This is a genomic window from Aquirhabdus parva (genome assembly GCF_003351745.1).
In the GTDB taxonomy this organism is placed as follows: domain Bacteria; phylum Pseudomonadota; class Gammaproteobacteria; order Pseudomonadales; family Moraxellaceae; genus Aquirhabdus; species Aquirhabdus parva.
Genome location: NZ_CP031222.1, coordinates 536,610 through 557,500 on the forward strand (window position 1 = coordinate 536,610; position 20,891 = coordinate 557,500).

At 46.4% G+C, this 20,891-nt stretch carries 18 protein-coding genes; 12 read left to right on the top strand and 6 right to left on the bottom strand.

Annotation, left to right across the window (positions count from 1 at the left end):
• Positions 1 to 95 precede the first annotated feature (95 nt).
• From HYN46_RS02420 to HYN46_RS02430, 3 genes are all read left to right on the top strand, one after another.
• Positions 96 to 983 (top strand): urease accessory protein UreD, encoded by an 888-nt coding sequence (locus HYN46_RS02420; protein ID WP_114897940.1) that lies wholly within the window; start codon positions 96 to 98, stop codon positions 981 to 983.
• Positions 984 to 1,126: 143 nt separating this feature from the next.
• Positions 1,127 to 3,487, top strand: a complete 2,361-nt coding sequence (locus tag HYN46_RS02425; RefSeq protein WP_114897941.1) for a YgiQ family radical SAM protein — start codon at positions 1,127 to 1,129, stop codon at positions 3,485 to 3,487.
• Positions 3,488 to 3,647: 160 nt separating this feature from the next.
• Positions 3,648 to 4,595 (top strand): D-hexose-6-phosphate mutarotase, encoded by a 948-nt coding sequence (locus tag HYN46_RS02430; protein ID WP_162818066.1) that lies wholly within the window; start codon positions 3,648 to 3,650, stop codon positions 4,593 to 4,595.
• 16 nt (positions 4,596 to 4,611) lie between these two features.
• On the opposite strand, the gene ybaK is transcribed toward HYN46_RS02430, so the two are convergent.
• Both ybaK and HYN46_RS02440 read right to left on the bottom strand, forming a co-directional pair.
• Positions 4,612 to 5,085, bottom strand: a complete 474-nt coding sequence (ybaK, locus tag HYN46_RS02435; protein ID WP_114897943.1) for a Cys-tRNA(Pro) deacylase — start codon at positions 5,083 to 5,085, stop codon at positions 4,612 to 4,614.
• Between the two features lie 28 nt (positions 5,086 to 5,113).
• The gene (locus HYN46_RS02440) at positions 5,114 to 5,722 is read right to left on the bottom strand and encodes a DNA-3-methyladenine glycosylase I (protein ID WP_228254867.1); all 609 of its coding nucleotides are present in this window, start codon (positions 5,720 to 5,722) and stop codon (positions 5,114 to 5,116) included.
• Positions 5,723 to 5,825: 103 nt separating this feature from the next.
• On the opposite strand from HYN46_RS02440, the gene asd reads away from it, so the two are divergent.
• Positions 5,826 to 6,668, top strand: a complete 843-nt coding sequence (gene asd, locus HYN46_RS02445; protein WP_114897945.1) for an archaetidylserine decarboxylase — start codon at positions 5,826 to 5,828, stop codon at positions 6,666 to 6,668.
• A 72-nt stretch (positions 6,669 to 6,740) separates the two neighbouring features.
• Here asd and HYN46_RS02450 read toward each other — a convergent pair whose 3' ends face one another.
• Positions 6,741 to 7,217: an SRPBCC family protein gene (locus HYN46_RS02450; protein ID WP_114897946.1), complete on the bottom strand. Its 477-nt coding sequence runs from the start codon at positions 7,215 to 7,217 to the stop codon at positions 6,741 to 6,743.
• A 176-nt stretch (positions 7,218 to 7,393) separates the two neighbouring features.
• On the bottom strand, positions 7,394 to 8,326 hold the full coding sequence (locus tag HYN46_RS02455) for an AraC family transcriptional regulator (protein WP_114897947.1): 933 nt from the start codon (positions 8,324 to 8,326) through the stop codon (positions 7,394 to 7,396).
• Positions 8,327 to 8,420: 94 nt separating this feature from the next.
• Between HYN46_RS02455 and HYN46_RS02460 the strand changes: the two genes are divergently transcribed.
• From HYN46_RS02460 to HYN46_RS02490, 7 genes are all read left to right on the top strand, one after another.
• A complete protein-coding gene (locus HYN46_RS02460; RefSeq protein ID WP_114897948.1) occupies positions 8,421 to 8,888 on the top strand; it encodes a GNAT family N-acetyltransferase in 468 nt (155 codons plus the stop codon).
• Positions 8,889 to 8,992: 104 nt separating this feature from the next.
• On the top strand, positions 8,993 to 9,406 hold the full coding sequence (locus tag HYN46_RS02465) for a hypothetical protein (protein WP_114897949.1): 414 nt from the start codon (positions 8,993 to 8,995) through the stop codon (positions 9,404 to 9,406).
• 89 nt (positions 9,407 to 9,495) lie between these two features.
• Positions 9,496 to 11,226 (top strand): single-stranded-DNA-specific exonuclease RecJ, encoded by a 1,731-nt coding sequence (gene recJ, locus HYN46_RS02470; RefSeq protein WP_114897950.1) that lies wholly within the window; start codon positions 9,496 to 9,498, stop codon positions 11,224 to 11,226.
• 54 nt (positions 11,227 to 11,280) lie between these two features.
• Entirely contained in the window at positions 11,281 to 12,414 is a 1,134-nt protein-coding gene (locus HYN46_RS02475; protein WP_210009311.1) for an HPP family protein, read from the top strand.
• Between the two features lie 116 nt (positions 12,415 to 12,530).
• Positions 12,531 to 13,626, top strand: a protein-coding gene (gene prfB / locus HYN46_RS02480) for a peptide chain release factor 2 (protein WP_114897952.1) whose coding sequence is annotated in 2 segments (ribosomal slippage) — positions 12,531 to 12,602 and positions 12,604 to 13,626 — 1,095 coding nt in all. Because the reading frame shifts where the segments join, the coding sequence is not laid out codon by codon here.
• 115 nt (positions 13,627 to 13,741) lie between these two features.
• Positions 13,742 to 15,019, top strand: a complete 1,278-nt coding sequence (gene waaA, locus HYN46_RS02485; protein WP_162818067.1) for a lipid IV(A) 3-deoxy-D-manno-octulosonic acid transferase — start codon at positions 13,742 to 13,744, stop codon at positions 15,017 to 15,019.
• On the top strand, positions 15,016 to 15,723 hold the full coding sequence (locus HYN46_RS02490) for a 16S rRNA (uracil(1498)-N(3))-methyltransferase (RefSeq protein ID WP_114897954.1): 708 nt from the start codon (positions 15,016 to 15,018) through the stop codon (positions 15,721 to 15,723). The genes waaA and HYN46_RS02490 overlap by 4 nt, the downstream gene beginning before the upstream one ends.
• A 76-nt stretch (positions 15,724 to 15,799) precedes the next feature.
• Here HYN46_RS02490 and HYN46_RS02495 read toward each other — a convergent pair whose 3' ends face one another.
• Positions 15,800 to 18,211 (bottom strand): NHL domain-containing protein, encoded by a 2,412-nt coding sequence (locus HYN46_RS02495; protein WP_162818068.1) that lies wholly within the window; start codon positions 18,209 to 18,211, stop codon positions 15,800 to 15,802.
• Positions 18,212 to 18,318: 107 nt separating this feature from the next.
• Here HYN46_RS02495 and HYN46_RS17570 point away from each other — a divergent pair, with 107 nt between their 5' ends.
• Positions 18,319 to 18,438, top strand: a complete 120-nt coding sequence (locus tag HYN46_RS17570) for a 16S rRNA (uracil(1498)-N(3))-methyltransferase (RefSeq protein ID WP_114900539.1) — start codon at positions 18,319 to 18,321, stop codon at positions 18,436 to 18,438.
• Positions 18,439 to 18,510: 72 nt separating this feature from the next.
• On the opposite strand, the gene HYN46_RS02505 is transcribed toward HYN46_RS17570, so the two are convergent.
• Complete coding sequence (locus HYN46_RS02505) at positions 18,511 to 20,856, bottom strand: NHL domain-containing protein (protein ID WP_162818069.1); 2,346 nt, start codon at positions 20,854 to 20,856, stop codon at positions 18,511 to 18,513.
• Positions 20,857 to 20,891 lie beyond the last annotated feature (35 nt).

Genomic DNA, 20,891 nt, shown 5'->3' on the forward strand with positions numbered 1-20,891 from the left:
CGCGTTAAGAGTCTGACCTGGAAATCAATATTTTAAACCCACAATAACGCGTTAAACTTCAAAATATCCGTTTTGCAAACCGAAGGTGATTTTGTTTGAGCGCTTTACCCTCTCCGCATGCCCATACGCCTTGGCAAGCTCGCTTAGAACTCGGATTTTCAACCCAAGTTGACTCTCATGCGTCTACTCTATCTCGCACGGTGCTGCATCATCGTAAAAGTATTGGACCACTTCGTGTCCAAAAAGCCCTCTGGCCAGAGCCTACAGGGGTTTGTCATGTGATTATGATTCATCCTCCAGCAGGCATTGCAGGAGGTGATGAGCTTCATGTTGAGGTTGCCGTAGGTCAGCACGCTCATGCAGTACTCACTACACCCGGCGCGGGCAAGTGGTATAAAAGTGATGGTCGATTAGCCAAACAAACAATCCATCTCGATGTCGATCACGATGGATTTTTGGAGTGGCTGCCGCAAGAAATCATGTTGTTCGATCAGGCAATTGCCCAAAGTAAAACGACAATCACTTTGCACGAGAGTGCTGCTTTTATCGGCTGGGATATTTTGGTTATTGGCCGCAAAGCGCGAGATGAAAATTTTCTACAAGGGCATTATCACAGTCATTTGTCTCTGCTACGTCAGGGCAGATTGTGTATCGATGATCGACTGATATTGAATGGCGGGGATCGTTGGCTAACCTCGCCGTTAGGGTTGAATGGGCATTCGGTGAGTGGGATGATGTTAGCGGTACCTCCGATTCATAGACGTGATGACTCATTACTTGCTCAGGATATTCAAGTGCTGCGTGATCTGATTATGATGATGCAAATGCCACTTGTAGTGACCCTGCTGGATGGGGTGTTGGTTGCGCGTTATTTAGGTATGGATGCTCGGCAAGCGATGGATGGCTTTGCGGGGATTCGCGCAAAACTGCGACGTCGTTGGTTTGATTTAAATGAAGAGTTGCCTAGGATTTGGCGAACCTAATGTGATTTAAGGAAGCAGTAGCTTCCTTTATGTTTGTCCATGATGTCGTTAGTGAGTGCTTAATTCTCTCCTCATGAACCAGATTCATGCTAAAATGAGCGGTTTTCACTCAATTCGCTTATTTAGCCAGAAGCCTGCTTGCCATGTCTGCTCCCAATACTATTTCCGGTGCTACACCGAAGCCATTATTTGACTACGATAAACACTGGGCATCGTGCTTTGAGCCTGCGCCATTTTTGCCGATGAGTCGTGCAGAAATGGATTTGCTTGGCTGGGATGCGTGTGATGTCATTATCATCAGTGGCGATGCCTATGTGGATCACCCGTCATTTGGTATGGCGATTATTGGGAGATTGCTTGAAGCGCAAGGTTTCCGTGTGGGAATCATCGCACAGCCTGACTGGCATTCAGCCGAACCTTTTAAAGTATTAGGTAAGCCTGTTTATTGTTTCGGTGTGACAGCCGGAAATATGGATTCGATGATCAATCGCTATACGGCGGATCGTAAAATTCGTTCTGATGATGCCTATTCGCCAGGCAACGCCCCAGATAAACGTCCTGATCGTGCCTCAGTCGTGTACTCCCAGCGCTGCCGTGAGGCATACCCTGATGTCCCGATTATCTTGGGTGGGATCGAAGCCAGTTTACGCCGTATTGCCCACTATGATTATTGGCAGGATAAAGTTCGCCGCTCAATCATTACCGATGCGAAAGCTGATATTTTGCTCTATGGTAATGCAGAGCGCGCCATCGTAGATGTGGTTCATCGTTTGGCAAAAGGCGATACCGTAGATCAAATAACAGATTTGCGTGGCACCAGTTTTATCTTGAACGAAGCGCGTAAAGTTGCCAAAGCGGCCTATTTCGAAGTCGCAAGTAACGATGTCGATAATCCGGGCCGTGTCGATGCGATTATCAATCCTTATGTGATGACCGAAGATTTGCCAAGCTGTGATGTCGAGAAGTCGAATCCAAAGAATCAGGCAGCCAATCCCGCGTCATATGCCGGCTTTACCAAAGAGGTAGTTGCTAACCCGATCGTCAATGCTGAGATCGTGAATACGCGTACGGTCGATGAAGATACCCAGATTGTATCGTTACGGCCAAGCAGTACGATCAGTAAAGCCATTAAACATCGTATGCCAGCTCGTGACGTATCCGTCATCCGTTTACCTGATTACGATCAGGTCAAGGATGATCCCGTGCTGTATGCCCATGCCAATCGGATTTTGCATTTAGAGACCAATCCGGGCAATGCGCGTGCGATGGTTCAGCGTCATGGTGATCGCGATGTGTGGCTGAACGCCCCACCGATCCCACTATCGACTGAAGAAATGGACTATGTTTTTGATTTGCCATATGCCCGTATTCCACATCCCGCCTATGGTGATGCGCGTATTCCAGCCTATGACATGATCAAATTCTCGGTCAATATCATGCGTGGTTGTTTCGGTGGATGCACGTTCTGTTCGATTACCGAGCACGAAGGGCGGATTATTCAAAATCGTTCTGAAGAGTCGATTTTACGTGAAGTCGAAAGTATTCGCGATACAACCCCAGGTTTTACAGGTGTCATTTCTGATTTGGGTGGCCCAACGGCCAATATGTATCGTCTAGCATGTAAAGACCCTGAAATTGAAAAGAATTGCCGCAAACCTTCCTGTGTTTATCCGGGTGTTTGTGACAATTTAAATACCGATCATAGTCATCTGACACAGCTTTATCGCAAAGCGCGTGATATCAAAGGGGTGAAGAAGATTCTGATCAGTTCCGGTCTGCGCTATGACTTAGCGGTATTAAATCCTGAGTACGTCAAAGAGCTGGTGACACATCACGTCGGTGGTTACTTAAAAATTGCTCCTGAGCATACTGAAGGCGGCCCCCTGTCGAAGATGATGAAACCGGGAATTGGGGCTTATGATCGCTTCAAGCAACTGTTTGATCGTTTCAGCAAAGAAGCGGGTAAAGAGCAGTATCTGATTCCTTATTTCATTGCAGCTCATCCAGGCACGACCGATCAGGACATGATGCATCTCGCATTATGGCTCAAGAAAAATGGTTTCCGTGCGGATCAAGTGCAAACCTTCTATCCTTCACCGATGGCGACTGCCACAGCAATGTATCACAGCGCCAAGAATCCATTACGTAAGGTTAGTCGTGGCAGTGAGACGGTTGATATTGTGAAAGGGGAGAGGCGTCGTCGCTTGCATAAAGCTTTCCTACGCTACCATGATCCAAATAACTGGCCGCTATTGCGTGAAGCGCTGAAAAGTATGGGGCGTGCCGACTTGATTGGGAATGCCAAGCATCAATTGATCCCAACCAATCAACCATTGAATAAAGACAGTGGTGAATACAGTACTGCGCGGAAGAAGAACTCCTCAGTGGCTGGTGACTCCCGAAAGCGTTCATCCACACCTTCGCAGCCGAAAAAAGGTCAAATCCTAACCCAGCATACAGGATTACCCCCGCGTGTCACTGGCGCAAAAAAGCAATCCAGCTAAGGATTGCTTTAGGTATATAAGTGAGAACTGGTTATCTGTTTACAATACATTTGTAAATGTCGATTTGTGTAGGGCAATCTGGGATAGATTGAACCTATTGGTCTGATAGCATCAATTAACAGATTATTTTATCGTTTTTGATGTATCAGAGGAGTCGACATTGGTCGTTACTATTTCACCACCCGAAAAGCTGGATAAAACTACGGTTGTCCGTGGGCTCAGCTGTGAGTGGCGTGGTCAGACGACTGAATACGAAGGTCAGCCCGTCTTAGTCATTGAAAATAAACATTGTCGTGCGGTGGTTGCGTATCAAGGGGCACAAGTCCTTGAATTCCAACGCCGTGGGCATGCCCCACTGCTTTGGCTATCAGAAGCTTCTAATTTCCTTCCTAAACGCGCAATTCGTGGCGGTATACCTCTGTGTTTTCCATGGTTTGGTCAGCATCCGACCGATCCAAGTATTCTATCGCACGGCTTTGTCCGCAATTTGCCATGGACCCTCTACCATGTGACTGAAGACGACTCAGGTCATGTTCTAACGTTTACTTTCCGTGATAATGAAGAAACGCGTGCCATCTGGCCTCATGCCTTCAATGCTATGCTGGAGATTCGTTTAGGTCAGTCATTGGAGTTGAAATTCTCTGTAGCGAATGTGGATAAAAAGCCTTTCGACTTTACCTTTGCTTTTCATAGTTATTTTGCGGTGGATCAGATTACTCAGACCAAGGTCGTTGGACTCGAGAACACCCCATTTTTTGATCAGCTTGCGCCTGAAAAGGGCTTTCATCAGCTTGAGCGTTTTCCTATTGAATTTCATGCGGAAACAGATCGCATTTATCAGCGCGCAACAGGCGAATATCAGATTGTCCAAGAGCATTCAAAACAACGTGCTTTGATTGATGCGCCTGATTGTTCAAGTGCAATCGTTTGGAATCCGTGGATTGAAAAAACGGCTCGTTTAGGCGATATGGATAAAGACGCTTGGCAAAATATGTTATGCGTTGAGTGTGGCAAAGTCGGTGCTGAAGTTGTCACCTTAGGCGTCAGTAAGGTGGTGAGCTTTACCTTAACGCTTGCCAGCAGTTTTCCAGAGGAATCCTTGATCTAAATGCTGATTGATTGAACTAGTGTTCATCTATCAAATCCGCAAATTGAGATCCATGTATAGCCACCAATAAATCATTGGGTTTAAGCCCAAGATCAAGCCCACGTTTGCCGCCACTGACATAGATCGTATCAAGGGCGCTTCCGCTGGCATCGATTGCTGTTTTCAGTTGTTTCTTTTGCCCAATGGGGCTAATCCCGCCAACCAAATATCCCGTTACGCGCTCAGCTTCTTTAGGCTGAGCCATCCGCACTTTTTTAAGTCCAAAGGCGTGTGCTGCTTTTTTAAGACTCAAAGTATGGGTCACAGGGATGATCGCCACGAAGAATTCTTTCTCATCAGTAATCAGTAAGGTTTTAAAGACGGACTGCATGGCAAGTCCCAATTTTTCAGCGGCCTCTAAACCAAAGTTTGTACAAGCTGGATCATGTTCATATTCATGAGTTGTATAAGGAATTTTTTGCTTCTTTAAGGTGTTACACGCTGGAGTCATTCTGATTTTCTATATGTTACTGATGAGCTTAAATATTGCGCACATGGCAAGAAAGTTCGTGATCATTGACCATGCCAACAGACTGCATCATGGCGTAGCAAGTGGTCTCGCCCACAAAGCGAAATCCTGCTTTTTTTAGCGCTTTAGACATAGCGGAACTTGGTGCGGTCTTGGCTGGTACTTCGCGAAAGCTAGTCCACGTATTGACAATGGTTTTTCCCTCGACAAAACTCCACAGCCAAGATGAAAAGTCTATGCCTTGCGCTTGCAGCGCCAGATAAGCTTTTGCATTATCACGAATTGCAGACAGTTTACCGATATGGCGAATCAGACCTGCATCCGTCACCAATTCTGCCAGATCATCATCGGTCAGTGCGGCCACTTTGACGGGGTCAAAGTCAAAAAAGCGTTTGCGATAGTGTGCACGTTTACGTAAAACGGTAATCCAAGAGAGTCCCGCTTGTTGACCCTCTAAACAGATCTTCTCAAAGAGTTTCACCGGATCAAATTGAGGGCGACCCCATTCGGTATCATGATAAGCTTGATAGAGCGGATCATCGCCACACCAACCACAACGCGATAGGGGTGCCGTAGCAGTGCTGGGTTGTACATCACTTATGGATGCTAAAGTCATCATTTTTTCCAGAATATGGATGGTTTTAGGTATTTTGCAATTATACTGACGGCTCGGATCAATTTTCTAAAATTTACCAAAAGCCCTCATAAGGATCAGTCCATCCATGTCAAAGCACAGCCCATTTATTCTTTTTCAACACCTTGTGCCGCAACATGGTTTAAGCCGTTTAGTGGGCAGTCTAGCGGCGAGTAAAATTGGACTGGTCAAGAATACCTTTATCAAAACCTTCGCCAACCGTTATGACATCGATATGTCGATTGCTTTGGAAGAGAACTTGACTGCTTATGAAAGTTTCAACGATTTCTTTACCCGAGCGCTAAAAGACGGCGTACGCGTGATTGATGCCGCTCCCGATGTCATTGTCTCCCCAGCAGATGGTGCGATTTCGCAATTGGGCAAAATTTCGGGCGATGACATTTTTCAGGCCAAAGGACAGTCATTTTCGGTTAAGCAGTTGATCGGGGATCAAACACTGGCTGCGCCTTTTTTAGGGGGTGAATTCGCTACAGTTTATTTATCCCCTCGTGATTATCACCGTGTCCATATGCCATTTGCGGGTCGTTTGACGGATACCCTATATATTCCTGGCGAGTTATTCTCGGTGAATGGCACTACTGCGCAGCACGTGGAAGGATTATTTGCACGCAATGAGCGAATGGTGTGTCTGTTTGATACGGCTGTGGGTCGTATGGCTGTCGTATTGGTGGGAGCCATGATCGTTGCAGGGATTGAGACCGTGGCGACAGGTAAAGCAAAGCCAACGGGTCATATTGAGCATCAGAAGCATGATTTAAGTTTAGAAAAAGGTGTTGAGCTGGGTCGTTTCTATCTGGGTTCTACTGCTGTGGTCTTGTTTGAACCACATCAAGTGAAATGGCTTGAGACGCTGACTGCGGATAGTACTGTAGTGATGGGCGGGAAGATGGGCGTTTTAACAAGCCAGTAAGGATCAAAAGTGATGAAGTAGGCCGATTCTTCTGCCTACTTCAGTATAAAAATAAAAATTCGTTTTAAAAAATTACAACTTGGCAGCCAAAGCCTCTAATTGATCAGCACATTTTCCCCAGCCTTCATGAAATCCCATTTGTTCATGGGCTTCGCGATCCGCCACTGTCCAGTGAACGGCGCGGGCGGTGTACTTGGTTTGATTATTTCCTGCGTCTTCAAAGGTAACGATTGCCGTCATAAAAGGTTTTTCCGAAGGCTCCCATGCCTTGGTGTAGGCATCGGTAAAGACTAAGCGCTCATTTTTCACAACTTCCAGATACACGCCATGATTAGGAAATTCATCTCCTTCAGGACTACGCATGATGACCAAGCTGGCACCGCCCACCCGAACATCATTTTCCACATGTGATACGACCCATGGAGCAGGACAAAACCATTGTTTTAAAAGCTCGGGCTCAACCCATGCACGATAGACATTTTCACGGGGGGCATTGAGGATTCGAGTTAGAACCAGTTCGCGATCAGAAGGGGCACTTGAGGTTGTCATTTGGACATTCCATTGATAATGATGTGGCTCGATTATTTGTGAAAAAAACTGAAACGTCTGAGTTGTTTTTGTAAATTTTAGAAGCGATATCAGGCAAAGTTTTCACCAAATCATAAGACCGATAACCCAAATACATTGGCGTATTCAGGCTATGAGTTCCTTCATCCAATCCAGCTTTATAGTGGGCAAACGGGAATGCATAAATCGCATTCAAAAATCCCTGTTGTCGGGTCATAAGATGCATCAAGAGGATAGTATTCAAAGCAGGGGCGAGCATCTAGTTGTAACCCGCTGGAAGGCAACCAGTCCCTGAGCAATGATGCCCATGCAGCCTCAATTTTCGCGCCATTCCCTTTGTATCGTAGAGCAGCATATTTCCCGCCTGCCAGCACCGTTTTAAAGGCACTTCCTGTAACGATATAATCAACATCAACTTCTGCACAAGCATCATATCGACATTGCTCAGGGGCAGTAATGCTAGGATCATCATGACTGATTCCATAGCGAGCATGATTCATGAGGTCATTGGTAATTGCCCAAGGCACATACACATTTTGCCAGAAATGAGATATGGGTTCGCCATAAGCGCCGAGATGACGAAGATAAGCGATGGTGACGGGTTTACGATCGATTAGTTTAACGTTCATGATGCGTTTCTTCTCTGAGTGTTTAGAGACTTCATCATCGGTTAATCGCGTCGCTAACGTCTGACTGATCTTGCGATCCATCTGATCAGGATTGCTATATTTGTTGAGAGTCGTGTGTTGCTGTATACGCCATGTGGTCGGCGCACAGCCGATGTGACTTTTAAATGCGCGTGTAAAGGCTTCGGCAGAACCAAAACCGACAGATAAGGCAAGGTTTAGAATAGTAATCTGGGGTTGTGCAGCAAGTCGCATGGCAGCCACTTCAACGCGTCGCCGACGCAGATAGTCGCCTAAAGTCTCACCCATCCATGCGGCAAAGAGACGATGGAAATGGTAAGGAGAGAAGTAAGCTATGTCAGCGAGTTGCTGAAGATCAAGTGGTTGATCGAGCTTCTGGTCGATGTGCTCCAGCACGCGATGTATGCGTTTTTCGTATTCGAGGCGGCTGGATGAGGAGGTCATTTAAACCCACTTTTCAATATGAGCTTGTAATCGACAAGCTATCTGGTTTAATCAACGATACTACATTGCGTGAGTTAAGAAAATCTTCTCCATTATGAACATCCGCTCCATCACCCCATCCGAATTCCAGCAAGCTGCCGAAATTGTTCGTATCTCCTTTGACCATCGCTCCGCACAAGATCAAGACGAGGATGGACAACGTATCTTCCGTGCCTTCTCCAGTGCTGATGCCATTCAAAAGCGCTTTGAAGAGGGGTGTTTGTCCCTCGTTGCAGAGAAGAAAGTCGAAGATGAGTCCCGATTAGTCGGTTTTATTCAAGTTAAACAAAATCATCTGCTCTTATTTTTTGTGTTGCCTGAGTTTCAAGGTCAAGGGATTGCTCGGGCTTTATTTAATACCGCTGATCTCGCTCAGCCCATACTTACTGTGAATTCATCGCCTAATGCCGAAGCAATCTATGCGCAGTTGGGTTTCGTTCATAGTCACCCAGAACCTGAAAATAGTCCAATTCGTCACATTCCTATGAAACGAGCAGACATATCCGCAGCAGATAGTTGCTAAGTTTTGTTGGTATGGGTTTGTCTTGTGGTCAGACTTTGTCATAATCAAGAATGCCTGTTTGGGGCGCATGGATATGATGACTTTTTTGACGATTTGGGGGACATATGAAGCAGTTTGAGCAATTGAAGTGGGTTCGACAGGGATTTTTGGCGATCATCATGGTGTCCGTGGCAGCGCAAAGCCATGCACTCACCGTACGTGAGCGCTATTTGTTGAATCATCCAGAAGCAAAAGCTGAGCAATCTGCACAACCTGCGAAGTCCAGCCATCATAAAAAACACAGCGGTAAACATGCTGTTGTCGAGAAAGCCGCACCTGTAGTAAAAACCGGAAAACATCACAAACCTGCTGTAAAAGTCGTCAAAGAAGTTGCACCGAAACATCATGTAAGTGCAAAGCACCGCGCCGTGGCACATAAACCCGTCGCAAAAGCTGCAACGGTAAAGCCAAAGCACCATGTAAAGACACATGCTACCCAGCCTAAAGCTGTACACCACAGAAAGCATCATAAAGAATGAATAGCAACGTTATATCGAATCTAATCTGTATTCGTAAATAACGCATTCGGTTGGTGCGTCATGCGGTGAAAGTTGTCATAATTTGCCGCATGACTCTATCTCTTATTTTAAAAAAACGTCCTTTACCGCCCATCCCGAGCAGCTTTATCAACTTGCCGCAGGTTTTGGCACGTCTTTACGCCTCACGTGGTGTCCAGCATATCGATGAACTTGAGCTGAAACTCTCGCGACTTCTGCCCGCGCAGGACTTGCTCGGATTGGATTCTGCAATCACACAAATCAATGCTGCGATTGATGCCAAGCAGCGCATTTTGATTATTGGTGACTTTGACGCTGATGGAGCGACGAGTACGGCTCTGATGATGCTGGCATTGGGCAAAATGGGTGCTGTTGTCGATTTTCTCGTGCCTGATCGCTTTAAATATGGTTATGGACTCACTCCTGAAATCGTTGCGCTGGCTCTGGCTGAGTACACGCCTGATCTGATTATCACTGTGGATAATGGAATATCGAGTCATGAAGGCGTAGACGCAGCACAAGCTGCCAATGTTGCGGTCATCATTACTGATCACCATCTGACTAGTAAAGCTGCACCACCAGCGCAAGCGGTTGTGAATCCAAATCAACAAGGCTGTCATTTTGCAAGTAAAGCCCTTGCAGGCGTTGGCGTCGCTTTTTATGTTTTGGCGGCATTAGCCACCTTACGAAAATCTCAAGGCAAACCCACCGCAAAGTTGACGGATTGGCTGGATCTCGTTGCGCTTGGGACGGTTGCAGATGTCGCGCCGTTAGATGCCAATAATCGTATCTTGGTATCGCAGGGTCTCGCGCGGATTAAGAGTGGACAATGTCGCTTAGGTTTACTGGCTTTACTGGAGATTGCCAAACGTGAGCGGCGTAGTCTGACTGCACAAGACTTAGGTTTTGTCCTTGGACCTCGTATTAATGCCGCAGGTCGCATGGATAGCATGCGTATCGGGATTGAATGCTTACTTGCCGAAGACCCTGCGGTTGCAAGGGAGCTTGCTGAGCAATTAGAAAAGCTTAATCAGAACCGACGTACCGTCGAGGCTGGAATGAAGTCCGATGCTTTGGCATTGCTGGCTGAGCGTCCTTTGTTTGATGAGTCAGCGCAGCAAGCTGCCCCGCCAGCCATTGTGTTGTACGAGCCAAGTTGGCATCAAGGCGTGATCGGGATCGTCGCGGGTCGTCTAAAAGAGCAGTTTAATCGTCCGAGTATTGTGTTTGCACCCAGTGATGATACCGAACAGATGATCAAAGGTTCTGCGCGTTCAATCGTCGGTGTGCATATCCGTGATGCTATTGAACGTGTTGCGGAGTCACATCCGGAATTGATTAGCCACTTTGGTGGTCATGCTATGGCTGCGGGGTTGACCTTGCCCGCTGAGAACTTTGCCGCTTTTAGCCAAGCCTTTAATACCGTCATTGCCGAGCATGATCCGAGCTTGTTTGAACCGGTGCTACTGACGGATGGTGAGCTTTGTGCTGAGGATTTCTCGACGCAGCTTGCCCAGCAGTTGATGGAAGGTGACCCATGGGGGCAAGCTTTCCCCGCACCAGTGTTTGAAGGCGAATTTGAGATTCTGGAGCAACGCATTTTAAAAGAAAAACATCTCAAACTCACCCTTCGCCACCCGCAAGGCGGGGGATGGTTAGATGCGATTGCTTTTAATATCGATACCAATGCCTGGCCGAACGAGTCTGCGCGGGTGCAAATGGCATATCAGCTCGATATCAATGAGTTTCGCGGTGAACGACGTTTACAGCTGAAAGTGTCTTGGCTTGAACCGAAGGCTTAATACCTATATTAATCCAATAAGATCACATAAAAATTTCACAAGGTAAGGTGGATTTTGACTGAATTTTCAAATTGGTTGCGATCTTTTGTCCCACCGCCTTTGACGGTGTCTAAACGCGAAATTGTATATAGCTGTTTGGGGGCATTGATTGGTCTCATGTTTGCGGAGTGGCTCAGTCGCTACATCTTGGGTGAGGTGAATGTCTGGTTTGTTGCCCCGATGGGTGCCTCTGCTGTCTTGTTATTTGCCGTTCCGGCCAGTCCCTTGGCTCAACCTTGGTCAATCATTGGCGGTAATCTCGTTGCAAGCCTAGTCGGTGTCCTCTGTGTGCAGACCATGAGTGATGGGCTAGGACTGAGTTTAGGATTTACTGCTGCAATTGCTGTAGCTGCTGCCATCGGTGTGATGTTTGTTTTGCGTTGTCTGCATCCGCCCAGTGGCGCAGTGGCAATGACGGCGGTTATGGGGGGGCCTGCGATACATGCGTTGGGTTATCACTTTGTGGTTTGGCCCGTATTGATTAACTCTCTATTCTTATTGTTATTAGCGCTTATCTTTAATAATGCATTGCGCCATCGCTATCCGCATCGTGCGATACAACCTGCCAAGACTCAAGATCCTCCACCCAGCGAACGGTTAGGGTTCACCAGTCAGGATTTGGATCGTGCTTTGAGCAGTTATGGTGAGCTTCTCGATATTAATAAAAGTGATTTGTCCGAGTTAATCAATAAGGCCAAAGTGAGTTCATTTCAGCGCCAGTTTGGCGATGTGCGCTGTGCAGATATCATGTCTAAAGATGTCATCACGGTGTATACCACCACATTGCTAACCGAGGCGCTGACGACTTTACGTGAGCGCAGCATGATGGCGCTTCCGGTTATTGATGATCAGGATAGGCTGGTTGGAATGTTGTCGATACAGGATTTTCTTGTGCCGCGTCGAGACTCCACCCACATCATTAATCCGCTTGAAGACCAATGGGCGAATGCCGTGATTGATATCATGTCGCATAGCGCGCCGACTGTAGAGGGCTCGCAGCCGATTGGTGATTTGGTGCAGTTCTTTTCCGATCAAGGGCTGCATTATGTGTTGATTGTTGATGAGGCGAAGCATATCCAAGGCATCATTACACAGAGTGATTTAGTGGCGGCATTGCTTGAAGTGAAGTTGGCGGAGGCGATGGCTTAGGCTAGGGATCACGAATCGAATAATGGCTTGGTTATCAAAAAAAACTCACCCAGCCTCAACTTTGTATTAAAATCCCCACCTTATTGAAAGATTCATATTGAAAGAGTAGAAATTTCGTGGAAATTAACCCGTATATCCTTCGTATTAAAGACCTCCGTGAGCGTGGCACCACGCTTAGGGGGTATCTTTGACTATGATTTAAAAGTCGAACGTTTAGAAGAAGTTCTGCGTGAACTGGAAGATCCTGCCATCTGGAATGATGCACCGCGTGCACAAACCATGGCTAAGGAAAAAGGCGAGCTGGAAGGCGTCGTCAACGTTCTTCGTAATCTCACGACGCAAGTCGATGATGCGCAAGCCATGTTGGATTTGGCGGTAGAAGCTGATGAAGAAGAACTGCTAGCGGATGTGACCAGTGAGCTTGATGCTGCTGAAGAGCAAGTTGGTAAACTAGAATTCCGTCGTATGTTTGGCGGTGAGGCGGATGGCTGTAACTGTTTCGTAGATATTCAAGCGGGTTCAGGCGGTACAGAGGCGCAAGACTGGGCATCGATGCTGCTGCGCATGTATCTGCGCTGGATTGAGCGTCATGGCTTTAAAGCTGAGATTATGGAAGAGTCTGACGGTGAAGTTGCAGGGATCAAGAGTGCGACGATCCGTGTTGAAGGCGAATATGCCTTTGGCTGGCTACGTACCGAAACGGGTGTACATCGCTTAGTGCGTAAGTCACCTTTTGACTCGGGTAACCGTCGTCATACCTCATTCTCTTCGGTGTTTGTCTCACCGGAAGTCGATGATAATATTGAGATTGATATCAACCCTGCGGATGTCCGTACTGATACCTATCGTGCATCTGGTGCAGGCGGTCAGCATATTAACAAAACTGACTCAGCCGTGCGTTTGACTCACGTACCGACCAATACGGTCGTGGCGTGTCAGAATGAGCGCAGTCAGCATGCCAACCGTGATCGTGCTTGGAAAATGCTGCGTGCAAAATTGTATGAGCTTGAGCTGCAAAAGCGCAGCGAAGCCCAGCAAGCGCTGGAAGCGACCAAGTCTGATATCGGTTGGGGCAGTCAGATTCGCTCTTACGTACTGGATGACTCTCGCATCAAAGATCTGCGCACCAGTGTTGAAACATCGAATACTGGCGCAGTACTGGATGGCGACTTGGATAAATTTATCGAAGCCAGTTTGAAGATGGGGCTATGATCTTTAGCATTGGTTCTATAGCTTTTAGTTGAGCTAAGAATAAAAAATCCTCCTGATGTGGTCATTGGGAGGATGTTTGCTTTAAATGTTGCGACTCCCGCATGGAGCAAGCCTAATGCCGTTTTGGTATACCCTATTACTTGCCATCATCACGCCTCTCTATCGCTTGCGTGTTTTTTTGCGTTCTCGCCATGAAGCGGATTATCAATCCGAAATTCATCAACGCTTCGGTCCTCTGCAACCTGCCACACTTAAAAATCCAGTCTGGATTCATGCCGTCTCTGTCGGCGAGACCAATGCTGCGCAGCCGATCATTGAGCATTTATTGGGTTTAGATTTACCTGTATTGGTCACCAATACCACACGTACGGGTGCCGCACGAGTACGAACATTATTTGCTAATTTCATAGCAGAACAGCGACTCGAACAGGATTTTTTACCCGTTGATACTGCACAATTGATGCGTGATTTTGTCGAGATTCATCAGCCCCGTGCCTTACTGATGATTGAGACAGAAATCTGGCCGAATCTTTTAGCGGTTTTAGAACAACGACATATCCCTTCTATTCTCATCAATGCCCGCTTATCGGAGCGCTCAGCCAAGGGTTATGGGCGTTTTCCGAGCCTTGTCACGCCGATGCTCAAACGCTTAACTTTGATTGCCGCACAAGATCAGGATACTGCTGAGCGATTTGTGAATTTGGGGGCAGTGCCTACCCATGTTTTTGTCACTGGAAGTCTTAAGTTTGATTTATCAGCGCCAGAGTCAGCGTTAGGTCTTGCACAAGAAATTAAGACCGCATGGCATCTGGAAGGACGTCCAGTCATATTTGCCGCAAGTACGCATGAGCCAGAAGAGAAGTTGGTTTTAGAGCAATTCAAGACTCTGCATGCTGAGTTTCCCAATGCACTATTGATCATTGCGCCGCGTCATCCTGAGCGTTTTGATCGCGCGGCGGATCTAATCGCAGAGCAGGGCTTTCAATATGCCAGACGTTCACGAGGGGAATCGGTTGATGCTCAGACTCCAGTCTTTCTCGCTGACAGTATGGGTGAGATGTGGACTTGGTATAGCCTTGCACAGATTGCATTTGTAGGTGGTTCATTCTCAGAGACGGGTGGACATAATCCATTGGAAGCCGCAAGTCTGGGCGTGCCCGTTGTTATGGGGCCACATACCTTTAATTTTGCGCAGATCGTTGATCAGTTTAAACAGGCGGGTGCTTTGATACAGGTTGAGCGTCCCGAAGATTTAGCGCCTGTTTGGCGCGAGTGGCTCCTGCATGAGAATCTTCGTTTGGATGCCGCACATGCCGCATCGCACGTGATGAGCGCGAATCGGGGTGCATTACAGCGACAATTGAATCTCGTTGATGGTCTTTTAAAACAATGAATTTACTTTTACTTGAACCTGCTGATATCTGTGATCAACAAGCGACACTTACCGATCTACGCCGTTTAAAGCATATTCATGAGACGCTGAAGCTTAAAGTCGGTGATTCCATCAAGATTGGGGTTCGTGATGGCTGGAAAGGCAGTGCTCAGATCGCGGAGATCACGTCTGAACGTGTTGTACTCAGCGACATGGTTCTAGATACCCAACCCCCTGCAAAGATTCCATTGACCTTGGTTCTCGCACTACCGCGTCCGCTTGTCTTACGTCGATTGATTACCGATGCGGTGACGATGGGTGTGGAGCGGTTGGTTTTGCTGAATAGCCGTGCGGTGGAGAAGAGCTACTGGCAAAGTCAGGTTTTTGATGAGTTGCAGCAATTGGTCGTCTTGGGGCTTGAGCAGGCGGGTGATACGATTGCGCCCATCATTGAGTTACGCCCACGTTTCCGGCCTTTTGTGGAGGATGAGTTGCCTGCATTGGTGGAAGGAAAAACCGCCATTGTGGCGCATCCATATGCGACGCAAGTCGCGCCGATTGGGTTGACCTCATCTTGTGTGCTTGTTGTGGGTGCAGAAGGGGGCTTTATCCCTTTTGAAATTGATCTTTTAGAGAAGAGCGGTTGTCAGTCGGTGAGTTTAGGGCAGCGGATATTGCGGACGGAGACAGCGGTGCCGTTGTTGATTGGAAGGTTAATGGGGTGAGGAACATGGTTATTAATAATGAACCATAAAGAATCCCGAATTTAAAATTCGGGATTCTTTATGGTTTTAGTTTTTTTTAAGGTAAGGCAATTTTAAGGATTGCATTGTCCGTTGTAACTATGAGGCCTCCTGATGTGAAAGCTAGGCCTGCAGGACTGTGAATTAAACCTGGCAATGTCGTGAAGTCATAAGCTGAGGTACTCTTATAACCAGCGATATTTTGAATGGTGCCATCAGGCATGATTTTCTTAATAGCAGCATCGTCTGCTACATAGATCACGCCGTTTTTGTCAACAACTATACCTAGTGGATAAACAAGATTTTTAACTATCGTTGTCACATTGCCATTTTGAGATATTTTGCGAATGGCACCATTCTCTGGATCAGAAAAATAGATGTCATTATTTTGATCAACCGTTATCCCACTTGCATAAGAACCAAATCCTGCTGCAGACCCAAGACCGTCGATTAAAGAGCAATGCAGGCTATTTCCAGCTAATGTAGTCACTTGGCCTACTGGGCTAATTTTGCGAATAGTACAATCATCTATGACATATAAAACGTTGTTTTTGTCAATGGCGATCCCTTGAAGGTTACTGAATACAGCTACTTGCCCGAGACCGTCAACATGTTCACCTGATATCTCTGAGCCTGCAAAGGTAGTGACTACTCCAGTAGGACTAATTTTCCTTAAGGCTGGACCTGACGTGACATAGACATTGCCTAGACTATCAGTCACTACACCAGATGGGAGGGAAAATCTTGCTCCACTACCTGTACCATCATTATTGCCGGATGTACTAGCCTGTCCTGCAAATGTTGATACTATGCCAGAGGTTGTAATTTTACGAATAGTACTGTTGTATGTATCTGCAATATAATAGGAGCCGTCAGGTGCAGTGGTGACCCCACTTGGAGAGTTAAAGCGCGCATTAATTCCAAGGCCATCTATGGCACCAAAACCAGGAGCTGTACCCGCTAAAGTGGATACGATTCCAGTTAAGGTCACTTTCCGAATCGTATGATTGAGCCCATCTGCGACGTAAAGCGTATCATTTGCTATGGAAATACCTCGCGTGCCGAAGAATCGTGCAGAACTACCTGTACCGTCCGTAGAGCCAGCACTGTTGACTAGGCCTGCAAAAGTCGAAACGACTCCGGCGGGAGTGATTTGACGTATTGCGTTGCGATCGGACACATAGATTAAACCACTACGGTTGTCTATGACTATGCCTCTGAGCGACGAGAATTTTGCGGCAGGACCTGTACCATCATTATTTCCAAATTCATGAGCTGTTCCTGCGAGCGTTGTTACAATACCTGAAGGTGTAATCCTGCGTATGGTATTGTTCCCTGTATCTGAGACATAAATAATACCGTTTTTGTCAACAGTAATACCTCGAGGGGTATCGAAGCTTGCTGAAGTGCCTGTTCCATCGTTTGAACCAGGAACACCTGCTACCCCGGCTAAGGTTGTAACCACACCCATAGGCGTGATCTTACGAATGACATTGTTAAATGTATCTGCGACGTATAAGGCACCATCAACTCCAGTCGTGATTGCTGCTGGGTAAGAGAAAGATGCATTGGTTCCAGTACCATCTTTTGAACCCAAAACACGGGCGTTGCCTGCAAATGTTGAGACTGCGCCGGAAGGTGTAATTTTACGGATTGTTTGATTATAAAAATCAGAAACAAATAGATTGTCGTCACTATCAATTGCAAGGCTAATAGGACTTGAAAATCTGGCATTTGTTCCAGAAGCATCGGTTGAGCCGGATTCAATCACGGATCCTGCAAATGTTGAAACCACACCGGAAGGTGTAATTTTACGAATCGTATTGTTAAATGTATCTGCAACAAAGACATTCCCATGACTATCAACGGCAACGCCCTGAGGATCACTAAATCGCGCATCAACACCATTAGCATCAACAATACCTGAACCACCGAGTGATCCTGCGATTAAAGAAATAAACGGTTTGACTTCTATCGCGATTGTCGTCGACGTTGTTTGGCCATATGTATCTTTCGCAGATACAACGGCGCTATAAGTTCCGGCCTTAGCGTAGAGATGAGCTATGGTTGAGCCTGCGCCAATTGATTGATCTCCAAAGTCCCATGAGTACGTCAAATTACTATCTGCATTAGTGACAGTAAAAGTCTCTGACTGACCGAGCACAACGGGCACAGGCGTGCCAGATGCTATAGGTGCTAAGGGAGGTGCAGGAGTTGGAGTTGGAGTTGGAGTTGGAGTTGGAGTTGGAGTTGGAGTTGGAGTTGGAGTTGGAGTTGGAGTTGGAGTTGGAGTTGGAGTTGGAGTTGGAGTTGGAGTTGGAGTTGGAGTTGGAGTTGGAGTTGGAGTTGGAGTTGGAGTTGGAGTTGGAGTTGGAGTTGGAGTTGGAGTTGGAGTTGGAGTTGGAGTTGGAGTTGGAGTTACAGACACTATTGGTGTCGAATCACTTCCACCCCCACATCCTATAAGCATTAAAGATAATGCACCTATTACAAAAGCCTTATGTTTTATATACACTCATTACACTCCATTTGGAAAAATTCTACATGAAGTATACATAAAGTGTGCAATAAAAATGCATAACAAGAAGACTTTTATTATTTCTAGAAAAAAGTGACTCTCAGTCGGTGAGTTTGGGGCAGAGGATACTCAGGACTGAGACGGCGGTGCCGTTGTTGATTGGAAGGTTGATGGGCTGAGAACTATTTAAAAAAATCCCGAACTCAAGAGTTCGGGATTTTTTTTTCTAGATTTATTTGACGATATACTTCTTAGGGTAAGGCAATTTTGAGTACAGCATTATCTGTTGTCGCTACTAGACCTCCGGGAGCTAAGGTTAACCCAAAAGGTGGATGGATCAGAATCGAAGTAGAAGAGAAGTTATAAGCTTTTATACCCATAAATCCAACGATATAGCTTACAGCGCCCGAAGGGGTGATCTTTTTAATTGCTGAGTCACCAGTGTCAGCAACATATACGATGCCTTTATCATCTACGACAATACCGCGCGGAGATGCCAAGTTTTTTGCAAACGTAGTTACTTTTCCTGTAGGCGATACCTTGCGAATGGTATATGAGTCTGAGATATATAAAATACCATCGTTATCTACTGCGATACCAAGTGGGTAACTAAATCGTGCCACGGTCCCATTACCGTCGATGGAGTCCTGACACTGCCATGCAACGCCAGCTATCGTTGTCACTTGACCTTCAGGGCTAATCTTTCGAACGCTGCATTGATCTATTACATAAAGTATCCCGCTTTTGTCGATAGTGATCGCTTTAAGTCCTGCAAAAGTTGCGGTTTTGCTTGTACCATCTTTTGGACTACCATCGAAAACGTTCAATCCTGTCAGTGTGGTAACTACTCCTTCAGGCGTCATTTTTCGTACTGAATTACCCGCGGTGATATACATGTTTCCTGAGCCGTCTGTCACAATTCCATTCGGATAATAGAATCTTGCAGCAGAGCCAGTACCATCCAAATTGCCGCTTAAATTTGTAGTACCAGCAAAGGTTGTAACGACTCCTGAAGAAATTTTGCGAATAGTATTGTTCGCCGAGTCCGCAACATAGTATGCACCATTACTATCTACAGTGACTGCTTGTGGACGATAGCCAAAACGTGCATCTGTTGCTATACCATCGACAGCACCATAACCTGGCGGTGTTCCTGCAATAGTGGTTACAGTGCCGGAGGGGGAGACTTTTCGAATCACGCTGCTGCCTAAATCTGTGACATAGATAGTCCCAGTTGCATCAACTGTAATGCCGTAAGGATTTGAAAATTTTGCTTGAAGACTACTCCCATCGACAGAGCCTCCATCATTCCAATTCCCTGTCAAGGTAGAAACAATAGCATTAGGCGTTATCTGTCGAATAGCATTCATGTCTGTAACGTATAAAACACCATCTTGATTCACCGCAATTCCTTCAGGGCTTTCAAATCTTGCGGAAGCAGCAGTTCCATCCACATAATCAGAATAACTAGTTGCAGTTCCGGCAAAGGTAGTTACATCACCCGACGATGAAATTTTACGAATTGTATGATTACCAGCGTCAATAACATATAAAACACCGTCTTTGTCTACAGTGAGTGCTGTTGGGCTACTGAAAGAAGCATTAGTACCATTGGCATCTTTTGATCCTTGAATACCAGCACTACCTGCAAAGGTCGAAACTACACCTGAAGGTGTAATCTTACGAATGACGTTGTTTCCAGTATCTGCGACATATATCATCCCTCTTGTATCTACTGCGATACCGCTGGGATGGTTAAATAACGAGTTACTTCCTATGCCGTTGATAGAGCCAGAGGTATTCGCTTTACCTGCAAGTGTTGTCACTAGTCCATCAGGGCTAATTTTACGGATAGTATGGCTATAGAAATCAGTGACATAAATATTATCATTCGGATCTACTGTGAGTGATATAGGGCTAGTAAAGAAAGCTCTAGGCCCTTGCCCGTCTTGAGAGCCGTATCCATTGACGGCTCCGGCAATGACGCTTACTTTTCCATCCATAGTGATCTTGCGAATGGTAAGATTTCGTGTATCGGCAATATACACATTTCCGTGTTTATCAGTAGCGACACCTTGTGGGGAGTTAAATCTTGCTTCTGCACCTGTTCCATTCGCAAAACCAGTACCTCCCAATGACCCAGCAATTAAGGAAACTACAGGCTCTACTTTGATGGTGATCGTTGTTGAAGTTGATTGGCCTGAATTATCTTTTGCAGTTACAACAACGTTGTAAGTACCAGTGACGTTGTAATAGTGTATAACTGATGATCCTATGTTCGCTGTCCCATCCCCAAAGTCCCAAAAATAGTTTAGTTTGCTGTCGGCATTTGTGACATTAAATGTTTCTGACTGTCCTAATAAAACAGGGATTGGTGTGCCTGTCGCAACAGGGGCGACGGGTGGTGCAGGGGCTGGGGCGGGTACTGGAACTGGAGTCGGTGTTGGAACTGGAGTCGGTGTTGGAACTGGAGTCGGTGTTGGAACTGGAGTCGGTGTTGGAACTGGAGTCGGTGTTGGAACTGGAGTCGGCGAGACAGTTACGACAGGTGCAGAGCTTCCACCTCCGCCACATCCAACTAAAGCTAAAGAAAGCACTCCAATAGCAATATTTTTATAATACACTGGCACCG